This window comes from Pseudomonas sp. NCIMB 10586, from assembly GCF_023127895.1.
GTDB classification, from domain to species: domain Bacteria; phylum Pseudomonadota; class Gammaproteobacteria; order Pseudomonadales; family Pseudomonadaceae; genus Aquipseudomonas; species Aquipseudomonas synxantha_A.
In genome coordinates this window covers 48454-61048 of the sequence record NZ_SPKQ01000010.1, presented here as the reverse complement: position 1 = coordinate 61048, position 12595 = coordinate 48454, and the positions used below count along the sequence as shown (strand labels likewise).

Genomic DNA, 12595 nt, shown 5'->3' with positions numbered 1-12595 from the left:
GTACCCCATAAGGTTCGAGGAGTTGGTGATGAAAGTTCGTGCATCGGTGAAAAAGCTGTGCCGTAACTGCAAGATTATTCGCCGCGAAGGTGTTGTTCGAGTAATTTGCAGCGCGGAACCGCGTCACAAACAGCGCCAAGGCTGAGTGTGATCCGCTTGAAGCCCGGCAGCTAGTGCGCTGCCGGGTTGATTATTTGTTATTACAGCGATATTATCTCGCGCCCTATTTCTTGGCTTCCGGGGCGTAGGTAGCTGTCAATTGGAGTCCCACTGAATGGCCCGTATTGCAGGCGTTAACATTCCAGATAACAAGCACACTGTTATCTCGCTGACCTACATCTATGGTGTTGGTCGCACTACTGCGCAGAAAATTTGCGCAGTTGCTGGGGTAAACCCAGCCGCTAAGATCAAGGATCTGAGCGACGAGCAGATTGAACAGCTGCGTGGCGAAGTGGCGAAGTTCACCACTGAAGGTGACCTGCGTCGCGAAATCAACATGAAAATCAAGCGTTTGATGGACCTCGGTTGCTATCGCGGTCTGCGTCATCGTCGTGGTCTTCCAGTACGCGGTCAGCGTACCAAGACTAACGCGCGTACCCGTAAAGGTCCGCGTAAGCCGATCCGCAAGTAATCGCCCCAGCGAATCGACAGGAAAATTATCATGGCAAAACCTGCTGCTCGTCCTCGTAAAAAAGTTAAAAAGACAGTGGTTGATGGCATCGCCCACATCCATGCATCTTTTAACAACACAATCGTGACCATCACCGACCGTCAAGGTAACGCGCTTTCTTGGGCTACCTCCGGTGGTTCGGGTTTCCGCGGTTCCCGCAAGTCCACCCCGTTTGCTGCTCAAGTAGCTGCTGAACGTGCTGGTCAAGCTGCGCTGGAATACGGCCTGAAAAACCTCGACGTTAACGTCAAAGGTCCAGGTCCAGGTCGTGAGTCTGCTGTCCGTGCTTTGAACGGCTGTGGCTATAAGATCGCCAGCATCACCGACGTGACGCCAATCCCGCACAACGGGTGCCGTCCGCCGAAGAAGCGCCGCGTGTAATCCAGGAGATTGTAAAGAATGGCTCGTTACATTGGTCCAAAATGCAAACTCGCTCGTCGCGAAGGCACCGATCTCTTCCTGAAGAGCGGCGTGCGCGCGATCGAATCGAAGTGCAACATTGAAGCAGCACCTGGTATCCACGGCCAACGCCGCGGTCGCCAGTCCGATTACGGCACCCAACTGCGTGAAAAGCAGAAGGTCCGTCGTATTTACGGCGTTCTCGAGCGTCAGTTCAGCGGCTACTACAAAGAAGCTGCTGGCAAGAAAGGTGCAACCGGTGAAAACCTGCTGCAACTGCTCGAATGCCGTCTGGACAACGTTGTATACCGTATGGGCTTTGGTTCGACTCGTGCCGAATCCCGTCAGCTGGTATCGCACAAGTCGATCAGCGTTAACGGTCAGACCGTAAACGTTCCGTCTTACCAGGTTCGTGCTGGTGACGTGGTCGCAGTTCGCGAGAAAGCTAAAAACCAACTTCGCATTGTCCAAGCTCTCGATCTGTGTGCCCAACGTGGCCGCGTAGAATGGGTAGAAGTAGACACTGAGAAGAAGTCGGGCGTTTTCAAGAACGTTCCTGCTCGCAGTGATCTGTCCGCCGACATCAACGAAAGCCTGATTGTCGAGCTCTACTCCAAGTAAGGGCTAGAAAATAGGTGCATCCATGCAGATTTCGGTAAATGAGTTCCTGACACCCCGCCACATTGATGTGCAGGTTGTCAGTCCAACCCGCGCCAAAATTACTCTCGAGCCTCTCGAGCGTGGTTTTGGCCACACCCTGGGCAACGCGCTGCGCCGCATCCTGTTGTCCTCAATGCCCGGCTGTGCAGTAGTCGAGGCCGAGATTGACGGTGTGCTCCACGAGTACAGCGCCATCGAAGGTGTACAGGAAGACGTAATTGAAATCCTGTTGAACCTTAAAGGTCTGGCTATCAAGCTGCACGGCCGTGACGAAGTTACGCTGACCTTGTCGAAGAAGGGTTCGGGGGTGGTTACCGCTGCCGATATTCAGCTGGATCATGATGTCGAGATCGTTAACCCCGATCACGTAATCGCTAACCTGGCGTCTAACGGCGCCCTGAACATGAAGCTCACTGTAGCTCGTGGTCGTGGTTATGAACCGGCCGACTCGCGTCAGAGCGATGAAGACGAAAGCCGCAGCATTGGTCGCTTGCAGCTTGACTCTTCGTTCAGCCCGGTTCGCCGTATCGCATACGTGGTGGAAAACGCCCGTGTCGAGCAGCGTACTAACCTGGACAAGCTGGTTATTGATCTGGAAACCAACGGTACCCTGGATCCTGAAGAGGCTATCCGCCGCGCTGCAACCATTCTGCAACAGCAGTTGGCTGCGTTCGTCGACCTCAAAGGTGACAGCGAACCAGTGGTAATCGAGCAGGAAGACGAGATCGATCCGATCCTGCTTCGCCCGGTTGACGATCTGGAACTGACTGTACGTTCGGCTAACTGCCTTAAGGCGGAAAACATTTACTACATCGGCGACCTGATTCAGCGTACCGAAGTAGAACTGTTGAAGACTCCGAACCTGGGCAAGAAATCCTTGACTGAAATCAAGGACGTTCTGGCCTCCCGCGGTCTGTCCCTCGGCATGCGCCTCGACAACTGGCCGCCTGCAAGTCTTAAGAAGGACGACAAGGCGACTGCCTGATCGTCGTAATCACCGAACGTGAGTTTGGTAAGGAATGAACCATGCGTCATCGTAAAAGTGGTCGTCACCTGAGCCGTACCAGCTCGCACCGCAAGGCCATGTTCCAAAACATGGCGGTGTCGCTGTTCGAGCACGAGCTGATCAAAACTACACTGCCGAAAGCTAAAGAACTGCGTCGCGTTGCTGAGCCGCTGATCACTTTGGCCAAGACAGACAGCCTGGCTAACCGCCGTCTGGCTTTCGACCGTACTCGTTCGAAAGCTATCGTTGGTAAGCTCTTCAACGACCTGGGCAAGCGTTACGCTACCCGTGAGGGTGGCTACCTGCGCATCCTCAAGTGCGGTTTCCGCGCTGGCGACAACGCGCCTATGGCGTACGTCGAGTTGGTTGATCGTGCTACTGCCGGCGAAGCTGTAAGCGCCGAGTAAGACGACAAGCTGCAACAAAAAACCGGGCCTCGCGCCCGGTTTTTTGTGCGCGTAACAAAAGCGCAACTTATACAAGCTTCCATAGACAGTGCGCTGCACTATAGCGAGCGGAGTCTTGTTAGTTATTTTCTATCGACGCATACGATTTAATGAATTTGTAGGCGTAGTGTTGATGATCAATACTCCCTCCAAGCCGCTTAGCCGGCAGTTCAAAGTCCGACCTGAGGAAGATTGCGCATGAGCCAGAATAAAGTCCTTACCACCGCCAGCGGGGCTCCTGTTGCGGATAACCAGAACTCCCGTTCCGCAGGCCCTCGTGGCCCGTTGTTGCTCGACGATTTCCATCTGATCGAGAAGCTCGCTCACTTCAACCGTGAAAACATTCCTGAGCGGCGCGTGCATGCCAAAGGATCGGGTGCCTACGGTACGTTCACCGTTACCCAAGACATCACCCAGTACACCAGTGCCAAGCTGTTCGAATCTGTTGGCAAGCAAACGCCTACATTCCTGCGATTCTCCACTGTGGGTGGTGAGCGCGGGTCTGCTGACACTGAGCGTGATCCACGTGGTTTTGCCCTTAAGTTCTATACCGAAGAGGGCAACTGGGACATCGTGGGCAACAACACCCCTGTGTTCTTCATCCGGGATCCGCTGAAATTCCCGGACTTTATCCACACCCAGAAACGCCTGCCGCAGAGCAACCTGAAAAGCGCGCAGATGATGTGGGACTTCTGGTCGCACTCTCCAGAGGCGCTGCATCAGGTCACCATTCTGTTTTCGGACCGTGGCATTCCAGACGGCTATCGCCACATGCACGGCTTCGGCAGTCACACGTACAGTCTGATCAACGCCAAGGGCGAACGTCACTGGGTGAAGTGGCACTACAAGACCAAGCAAGGCATCAAGAACCTGGCCCCGGCCGAGGCTGCACGCCTGGCGGGTACCGACCCTGACTATGCCCAGCGTGATCTGTTTGGTGCTATCGAGCGCGGTGATTTTCCGAAATGGCGCGTCTGCATCCAGATCATGACTGAGGCTCAAGCAAACGCTCATTATGAGAACCCGTTTGACGTGACCAAGACCTGGTCGCAAAAAGAGTTCCCGCTGATCGAAGTGGGCGAGCTTGAGCTCAACCGTAATCCGCAGAACTACTTCGCTGAAGTGGAGCAGGCTGCATTTGGTCCGAGCAACATGGTTCCAGGCGTTGGCCTGTCACCCGATCGTATGTTGCAAGGTCGAGTGTTTGCCTACGCAGATGCCCACCGCTACCGTGTCGGCACTAACCACCAGCAACTGCCCGTAAACGCGCCGCGCAACCCGGTTAACAGTTACCAGCGTGACGGTTCTATGGCCTTCGGCAGTAATGGCGGTGCGGCTCCCAACTACGAGCCAAACAGCTATGCCGATGCGCCCAAGCAAGCCCCGCAGTACGCAGAGCCGGCACTGGCCCTGAGCGGCGCTGCTGATCGTTACGATCACCGCGAAGATACGGACTACTACAGCCATGCGGGCGCGCTGTTCCGCTTGATGAATGATGAGCAGAAAGCCCTGCTGACCAATAACATTGCCGGTGCGATGGCTAGCGTTTCCAGCGATGTGGTCCAGCGTCAATTGCAGCACTTCTACAAGGCCGACCCGGCTTATGGAGAAGCAATCGCAAAGGCACTGGGTGTATCGCTTAACTGACTCTAAACGATAAGCAGAACCGCCCTCATTTGGGCGGTTTTTGCGTTATTTCAGCTACTTTTCTACGGAAATCTTCACTTTTCTGCCGTTGATCCCGTGACCTTCAAGTCATCATGGTTCAAACTACAGTCTTTCAAGCAGGGAGATGTAGGGCGATGCAAGGTCACCCCGACGTAATCGATTACCTCAACACGTTGCTGACGGGCGAACTGGCAGCTCGTGACCAATATTTCATCCATTCGCGCATGTACGAAGACTGGGGCTTTACCGAGCTCTACGAGCGTATCAACCATGAGATGGAAGAAGAGGCACAGCACGCCGACGCACTGATGCGACGTATCCTGATGCTCGAAGGCACGCCGCGTATGCGTCCTGATGATCTCGATGTGGGGACCACGGTACCGGACATGCTCGCTGCCGACCTTCGCCTCGAGTACAAAGTTCGTGCTGCGCTCTGCAAGGGCATCGAACTTTGCGAGCTGCACAACGACTACGTCACCCGGGAAATTCTGCGCGTGCAGTTGGCCGACACCGAAGAAGATCACACCTACTGGTTGGAAAAACAGTTGGGCCTGATCAAGTTGATTGGCCTGGAGAATTACCTGCAATCGCAGTTCTGATTCCCAGCTGTAAAAAAGCCCCCGTCACCGCAAAGTGACAGGGGCTTTTTATTGGGCTAGAAAAAGTCAGGCCCGGTCGCGCGCCAGCAACGGTTTCAAGTAGTAACCGGTGTGCGACTGTGGCATTTCGCAAACTTGCTCCGGCGTACCCACTGCGATGATCTGGCCACCCTTGGAACCACCTTCCGGCCCAAGGTCCACCAGCCAGTCAGCGGTCTTGATCACATCAAGGTTGTGCTCGATTACCACCACGGTATTGCCGTGGTCTCGCAGGCGGTGCAGCACGTCCAGCAATTGCTGGATATCCGCGAAGTGCAGACCGGTGGTCGGTTCATCGAGGATGTACAAGGTTTTGCCGGTATCGCGCTTGGACAGCTCGCGAGACAGCTTGACCCGTTGTGCCTCGCCATCTGACAGCGTAGTCGCCGATTGCCCCAGCTTGATGTACGACAAGCCCACATCCATCAGCGTTTGCAGCTTGCGCGCCAACGCCGGCACTGCGTCGAAGAACTCGCGAGCTTCCTCGATGGTCATTTCCAGGGTTTCGTGGATGCTCTTGCCCTTGTACTTGATCTCAAGGGTTTCGCGGTTGTAGCGCTTGCTTTTGCACACGTCGCACGGCACGTAGATGTCCGGCAGAAAATGCATCTCCACCTTGATCAAGCCATCGCCCTGGCAGGCCTCACAGCGCCCGCCCTTGACGTTGAACGAGAACCGCCCAGGTCCATAGCCGCGCGAGCGGGACTCGGGTACACCCGCGAACAGCTCGCGGATCGGTGTAAACAGCCCGGTGTAGGTGGCCGGGTTGGAGCGTGGGGTACGCCCAATCGGGCTTTGGTCGATATCGACCACCTTGTCCAGGTGCTCCAGGCCCTTGATGCTGTCGTGCGCCGCCGCTTCCAGGGTGGTCGCGCCGTTCAGCGCGGTGGCACTGAGTGGGAACAGCGTGTTGTTGATCAGCGTCGACTTGCCCGAACCGGAAACACCGGTCACACAGGTCAGCAGGCCCAGCGGAATCTCCAGGTCGACATTGCGCAGGTTGTTGCCGCGCGCGCCCTTGAGATGCAGTGCCATCTTTTTGTTACGCGGCGTACGCTTGGCGGGCACTTCGATCTTCACCCGGCCAGACAGGTACTTGCCGGTCAACGAATCAGGATGCGCCATCACTTCGGCAGGCGTGCCCTCGGCAACGATATGTCCGCCATGCACACCTGCGCCCGGGCCGATATCGACCACGTAGTCCGCCAGGCGGATGGCATCTTCATCGTGCTCGACCACAATCACGGTATTGCCGATGTCCCGCAGGTGTTTCAACGTGCCGAGCAGGCGATCGTTATCCCGTTGGTGCAAGCCAATCGACGGTTCGTCGAGGATATACAGCACGCCAACAAGGCCCGCACCGATCTGGCTGGCCAGCCGGATCCGCTGTGCTTCACCGCCCGACAAGGTATCGGCGCTGCGGTCCAGTGACAGGTAGTCCAGGCCAACGTTGACCAGGAACTGCAGGCGCTCGCGAATTTCCTTGAGGATCTTGTCGGCAATTTCCCCACGACGCCCGGTGAGCTTGAGGACACCAAAATATTCACACGCATCGCCGATTGGCAGGTTAGTCACTGCCGGCAACGTTTTTTCGCCCACCCACACATGCCGCGCTTCACGGCGCAGGCGTGTGCCACGGCAATCCGGGCAAGGCTGTGTGCTGAGGAACTTTGCCAGTTCTTCACGCACACTTGCCGATTCGGTCTCGCGGTAGCGACGTTCCAGGTTCGGCACGATGCCTTCGAACGGGTGGGAGCGCTTGACGATGTCGCCACGGTCGTTCAGGTACTTGAAGTCGACATTCTGCGAGCCGCTGCCATGCAGAATGACCTTCTGCTGGTCTGCCGGCAGCTGGTTGAACGGCACTTCCAGGCTGAACTTGTAGTGCGAGGCCAATGACCCGAGCATCTGGAAATAGTAGACGTTACGCCGGTCCCAGCCGCGTATCGCCCCCTCGGCCAGGGTCAGGTCGCCATTGACCAGGCGCTTGATATCGAAGAACTGCTTCACGCCCAGGCCATCGCACGTCGGGCAGGCGCCGGCTGGGTTGTTGAAGGAAAACAGCTTGGGCTCCAGTTCGCTGATGGCGTGCCCACAGATTGGGCAGGCGAAGCGCGCGGAGAAGATGATCTCTTCGCCCGGCTCGTCATCCATCGGCGCCACCAGGGCAATGCCGTCGGCCAGCTTCAGCGCGGTCTCGAACGATTCCGCCAAACGCTGCTGCAGGTCGGCGCGTACCTTGAAGCGGTCGACCACCACATCAATGGAATGCTTTTTCTGCTTGTCGAGTTTGGGCGCTTCATCCAGCTCATAGAGCTTGCCGTTGATGCGCGCACGTACAAAACCCTGGGCGCGCAGCTCTTCGAAGACCGAAAGGTGCTCGCCCTTGCGCTCGCGGATGACGGGCGCCAGCAGCATCAGCTTGGCGCCTTCCGGCTGGGCCAGTACCAGGTCGACCATCTGGCTGACGGTCTGGGCTTCCAGGGGAATATCGTGGTCCGGGCAGCGCGGAATACCCACGCGCGCATACAGCAGGCGCAGGTAGTCGTAGATTTCGGTAATGGTGCCCACGGTGGAACGCGGGTTGTGGGAGGTCGACTTCTGCTCGATGGAAATGGCCGGCGACAAGCCTTCGATGGTGTCGACGTCGGGCTTTTCCATCATCGACAGGAATTGCCGGGCATAGGCCGACAGGGATTCCACATAGCGACGCTGACCTTCGGCATATAGCGTGTCGAACGCCAGGGACGACTTGCCGGAGCCGGACAAGCCGGTGATGACGATCAGTTTGTCCCGGGGCAGGGTCAGGTCGATGTTCTTCAGGTTGTGGGTTCTAGCCCCACGAATCAGGATCTTGTCCAAGATGGCCTCGCACGGCGGGCGTAAATAATGCCGGAGTATACGGCTAAAGACTGGATGAATATACACTGTCAAAAGGCCGCTTGCAGCCTTAGATGAAAGCTGCGCGGCAAAGCGCCGCATATACCCTCTCAATCGATGGGACTGGTAGAATCGCCGCCGGTTCACACGAGGTTTTTCCATGCACGATCCCCACAGCGAACGCATGAGTAGCGGCGAGACCCGAGCGGCAAGCGGTCTGGCCCTGGTGTTCGCCTTCCGTATGCTGGGCATGTTTATGGTGTTGCCGGTGCTGGCGACCTATGGAATGGATCTCGCAGGCGCTACCCCCGCGTTGATCGGCCTGGCGATTGGCGCCTATGGCCTGACCCAGGCGATTTTTCAGATCCCGTTCGGGATTATTTCCGACCGCATTGGCCGTCGCCCGGTGATTTATCTTGGCTTGATCGTGTTCGCCCTTGGCAGTGTGCTTGCGGCCCAGTCCGATTCAATCTGGGGCGTGATTGCCGGACGCATCCTGCAAGGCGCCGGGGCGATTTCCGCCGCGGTCATGGCCTTACTGTCGGACCTGACCCGAGAACAGCACCGCACCAAGGCCATGGCCATGATCGGCATGACCATCGGTCTGTCGTTCGCCGTGGCCATGGTGGTCGGCCCGTTGCTGACGAGCGCTTTTGGTCTGCACGGGTTGTTTCTGGCCACTGGCGGCCTGGCCCTGGTCGGGATTGTGATCGTAGCCTTTATGGTGCCGCGCTCTACCGGCACGCTGCAGCACCGAGAATCGGGCGTCGCACGTCAGGCGCTGCTGCCGACGCTCAAGCACCCGGACCTGCTGCGCCTGGATTTAGGTATCTTCGTATTACACGCAATGCTGATGTGCAGCTTCGTCGCCTTGCCCCTGGCCCTGGTGGAAAAAGCCGGCCTGCCCAAGGAGCAGCATTGGTGGGTCTACCTCACCGCGCTGCTGATTTCGTTCTTCGCCATGATCCCGTTCATCATCTATGGCGAGAAGAAACGCAAAATGAAACGAGTTTTACTCGGCGCCGTCGCGACATTGATGCTCACTGAACTATTCTTCTGGCAGTTCGGCGATAGCCTGCGGGCACTGGTCATCGGTACGGTGGTGTTTTTCACCGCGTTCAACCTGCTGGAAGCTTCGCTGCCGTCGCTGATCAGTAAAGTTTCACCGGCTGGCGGCAAGGGCACGGCGATGGGGGTGTACTCCACCAGCCAGTTCCTTGGCTCGGCGTTGGGCGGCATCATGGGTGGCTGGATGTTCCAGCATGGCGGTTTGTCGGTTGTCTTCCTCGGATGCGCCGGGCTGGCTGCACTTTGGCTGGTCTTTGCTGTTACCATGCGCGAACCTCCCTACGTCACAAGTCTGCGTTTGCCGCTATCGCCCGAGGCGATCCGCGAGGCTGGTCTGGTAGAGCGCCTGAAGGCCGTCGTAGGGGTAACGGATGCAGTCGTGGTCGCTGAAGAGGCGGCCATTTACATCAAATTGGACACCGAATTATTGGATCGCGCGACGCTCGAGCAACTGGTCAACCCAGTGCCGACAGCGCGCCCAGCCTAGGAGAACGTTATGGCCCGTGGGGTTAACAAAGTCATATTGGTCGGTACTTGCGGCCAGGATCCCGAAGTTCGCTACTTGCCTAACGGTAATGCCGTGACCAACCTGAGTCTGGCGACCAGCGAACAGTGGACCGACAAGCAGACCGGCCAGAAGGTCGAGAAAACCGAATGGCACCGCGTGTCGATGTTCGGCAAGGTCGCTGAGATTGCCGGCGAATATCTGCGCAAAGGTTCGCAGGTCTACATCGAAGGCAAACTGCAAACCCGCGAGTGGGAAAAAGACGGCATCAAGCGTTACACCACCGAAATCGTGGTCGACATGCAAGGCACCATGCAATTGCTGGGCGGCCGTCCACAGGGCGACCAACAGGGCCAGGGCGGCATGTCCAACTCGGCACCGCGTCCACAGCAGTCGCGTCCACAGCCAACCCAGCAGCCACAGCGTGAGTCGCGTCCAGCGCCACAACAGGCTGCGCCACAACAGGCTGCGCCGCAACCGGCTCAGGATTTCGACAGCTTTGATGACGATATTCCGTTCTGACCCTCAGCTTTTCAGAACGTAATCCAAAAAAGCGAAGCCATTGATTTGGCTTCGCTTTTTTTATGAGCGCAGATCTTGGTGGTGCAAAAAATACAGCGCCGGAACTCAGCTCGTCTGCTGCAGCAACGGATACAGCGATATCACCAGCAACGCCGCCATGCCGAAGTTGAACACGCGTAACCAGCGCGGGTTGCGCAGCACGTTGCGCAACACACTGCCGAATCCTGCCCAAACCCCCACGCTCGGCGCATTGATCAGGGCGAACACCGTAGCGATGATCACCACGTTCATGGTGTAGCCCTGCAACGGTGTGTAGGTGCTGATTGCACCGATTGCCATCACCCACGCCTTGGGATTGACCCATTGAAACGCCGCCGCGCCCCAGAACCCCAGAGGCTTGCCTTTACCTTCAGTGTCTTCGGATGCCGGGCCCGAACGGGCGATGTTCCACGCCAGGTACAGCAAGTAAGCCGCGCCCGCGTAGCGCAGGATGGTGTAGAGCACCGGATAGGCGGTAAACGCCGCGCCCAGCCCAAGCCCCACCGCCAATACCAGCACCAGGAATCCGGAGCTGATGCCCAGGATATGCGGGATGGTGCGCTGGAAGCCGAAATTGACCCCTGAGGCCAGCAGCATGGCGTTATTGGGGCCCGGGGTGACGGACGTGACAAACGCAAATAAAGCAAACGCCAGCATCAAATCAAACGACAAGGACATGGTTTTTTCCTGGAACGGGCCTTAGCACGTCACCTGCCACTCGGGTTTCGCGGTTACAGGTGTACGGAGGCCACTTAAAGTTGGAGTCAGAGCAACGAACTGAGAAAGCCGATGGCAACCATCGAGTAGAACGCTGCGCAAATCAGCCCGAAGGACTTGCGGGTCCGGGCAAAAAAAGGTTCTGCCGAATGGGCGGAAAACGCCAGGGCGTAGGTGCAGAAAATCAGGAAACCCAACAACGCACAGGCCGCCACCAGCACAAAACTCGCCCATGCCGGTGCGTTGACGCTCAGCCCCACTGTGGTCACGGTGAACCAGGTCAAGGCCGCCTTGGGGTTGGTCAGGTGAATGCCCAACCCTTGTAGATAGAAGCCCAGGTTGCGCGTCTGTTTTGCTCGCGCTTTGGCCACCGTCGTGGCGTTATGCGCCAGCGCACTGCGCACCGACTTCCAGGCCAGGAAGAACAGGTAGCAGGCGCCGAACACCTTCAGCCACAGGATGATCTGGGTGTTGGACATTAACAGCGCCGACACGCCGGCAGCGGTCATCGCGCCCCAGCACAACGACCCGGAAATAACCCCCGCCGCCAGCGCCAGGCCCGGTGTGCGCCCGTAGTTCAAGGAGGTGTTGGCGATGGCCAGGTTGCCTGGGCCCGGGCTGGCGGTGCCGATCACGTAGACCCCCAGTGCCGCTGCAAAACTTGAAAACTCAAACATAGGTGCACTCATACCCGTGGCGCCAGCGCGCAGTGAGCACCCCAAGCCACCGCGGCTTGAAGTGATGGTCAAAAAAGCTACTTGAAGCAACGATGATCCGGCTCTTGGGCGCGAATCTTCTCCATCCAGGGCTTGAGTTCCGATTGCTTGTACAGGCGCTCGCCCCAATTTTCCGGCGAAACCGGCAATGGCCGCCCCTGCAGGATGTAGTCGGTGAGCAGGTGAATGAACTGCTGCAGGCAATAGGCGCCCACGTGCAGGCGCAGCGAGGAAGCCGTCTCGGCGGGCGCGACGTTGAAGCGCGCCACATCGATGATCTGCCCGCTGTCCACCGAAGGGGCCAGGTGATGGCAGGTCGAACCGTAGGTTTCATCGTTGTAGTAGATCGCGTAATGCTGGCTGCCCAGGCCCCGATATTTGGGGGGCGCCGGGTGCAGGTTGATCGCGCCTTTGCGGGCATTCTTGTAGATGCTCTGCGGGAAGATGAAGTCGCCACGGTAGGAGATGATCCAGTCGCCTTCCCAATCATCCAGGTGATAAGGGTAGGGATCGCCCGGGTCCCAGCAAAACACCTCGAGGTTGGAGAACACGGTCTTGGCGAATTCCACGCCGTGATCACACCAGTCCATAGTGCACACCGACAGCAGGACTTTGTCCTTGCATGGTTCGATCGTCTGCATCTTCATTTCTCCCTTTCCAG

General features: G+C 57.6%; 14 protein-coding genes. 10 read left to right on the top strand and 4 right to left on the bottom strand.

What is annotated here, in order from left to right; all coding sequences use genetic code 11:
• Positions 1-28: 28 nt before the first annotated feature.
• The 8 genes from rpmJ (at position 29) to bfr (ending at position 5448) form a co-directional block, all read left to right on the top strand.
• Entirely contained in the window at positions 29-145 is a 117-nt protein-coding gene (rpmJ, locus tag E4P01_RS05530; RefSeq protein WP_002555468.1) for a 50S ribosomal protein L36, read from the top strand.
• A 129-nt stretch (positions 146-274) separates the two neighbouring features.
• Positions 275-631, top strand: a complete 357-nt coding sequence (gene rpsM / locus E4P01_RS05525; RefSeq protein WP_003194635.1) for a 30S ribosomal protein S13 — start codon at positions 275-277, stop codon at positions 629-631.
• A gap of 30 nt (positions 632-661) precedes the next feature.
• On the top strand, positions 662-1051 hold the full coding sequence (gene rpsK, locus E4P01_RS05520; protein ID WP_002555466.1) for a 30S ribosomal protein S11: 390 nt from the start codon (positions 662-664) through the stop codon (positions 1049-1051).
• An 18-nt stretch (positions 1052-1069) separates the two neighbouring features.
• On the top strand, positions 1070-1690 hold the full coding sequence (gene rpsD, locus E4P01_RS05515) for a 30S ribosomal protein S4 (RefSeq protein ID WP_003176404.1): 621 nt from the start codon (positions 1070-1072) through the stop codon (positions 1688-1690).
• 22 nt (positions 1691-1712) lie between these two features.
• Positions 1713-2714 (top strand): DNA-directed RNA polymerase subunit alpha, encoded by a 1002-nt coding sequence (gene rpoA / locus E4P01_RS05510; RefSeq protein ID WP_003176403.1) that lies wholly within the window; start codon positions 1713-1715, stop codon positions 2712-2714.
• Positions 2715-2755: 41 nt separating this feature from the next.
• Positions 2756-3142 (top strand): 50S ribosomal protein L17, encoded by a 387-nt coding sequence (rplQ, locus tag E4P01_RS05505; protein WP_003176402.1) that lies wholly within the window; start codon positions 2756-2758, stop codon positions 3140-3142.
• 237 nt (positions 3143-3379) lie between these two features.
• Positions 3380-4828 (top strand): catalase, encoded by a 1449-nt coding sequence (locus tag E4P01_RS05500; RefSeq protein ID WP_078822462.1) that lies wholly within the window; start codon positions 3380-3382, stop codon positions 4826-4828.
• Between the two features lie 155 nt (positions 4829-4983).
• The gene (gene bfr / locus E4P01_RS05495) at positions 4984-5448 is read left to right on the top strand and encodes a bacterioferritin (protein WP_032879213.1); all 465 of its coding nucleotides are present in this window, start codon (positions 4984-4986) and stop codon (positions 5446-5448) included.
• Positions 5449-5514: 66 nt separating this feature from the next.
• On the opposite strand, the gene uvrA is transcribed toward bfr, so the two are convergent.
• Positions 5515-8349 carry an excinuclease ABC subunit UvrA gene (uvrA, locus tag E4P01_RS05490; protein ID WP_248129938.1) on the bottom strand — a complete coding sequence of 945 codons (2835 nt, stop codon included), beginning with the start codon at positions 8347-8349 and terminating at the stop codon, positions 5515-5517.
• Between the two features lie 178 nt (positions 8350-8527).
• Between uvrA and E4P01_RS05485 the strand changes: the two genes are divergently transcribed.
• Positions 8528-9922, top strand: coding sequence for an MFS transporter (locus E4P01_RS05485; RefSeq protein WP_005791905.1), 1395 nt, complete (start codon positions 8528-8530; stop codon positions 9920-9922).
• 9 nt (positions 9923-9931) lie between these two features.
• The gene (locus E4P01_RS05480; RefSeq protein ID WP_216090380.1) at positions 9932-10462 is read left to right on the top strand and encodes a single-stranded DNA-binding protein; all 531 of its coding nucleotides are present in this window, start codon (positions 9932-9934) and stop codon (positions 10460-10462) included.
• A gap of 105 nt (positions 10463-10567) precedes the next feature.
• On the opposite strand, the gene E4P01_RS05475 is transcribed toward E4P01_RS05480, so the two are convergent.
• From E4P01_RS05475 to E4P01_RS05465, 3 genes are all read right to left on the bottom strand, one after another.
• Positions 10568-11179 (bottom strand): LysE family translocator, encoded by a 612-nt coding sequence (locus E4P01_RS05475; protein ID WP_032879215.1) that lies wholly within the window; start codon positions 11177-11179, stop codon positions 10568-10570.
• A gap of 86 nt (positions 11180-11265) precedes the next feature.
• Entirely contained in the window at positions 11266-11895 is a 630-nt protein-coding gene (locus E4P01_RS05470; protein WP_005791901.1) for a LysE family translocator, read from the bottom strand.
• Between the two features lie 77 nt (positions 11896-11972).
• On the bottom strand, positions 11973-12581 hold the full coding sequence (locus E4P01_RS05465; RefSeq protein WP_177464533.1) for a formyltransferase family protein: 609 nt from the start codon (positions 12579-12581) through the stop codon (positions 11973-11975).
• Positions 12582-12595 lie beyond the last annotated feature (14 nt).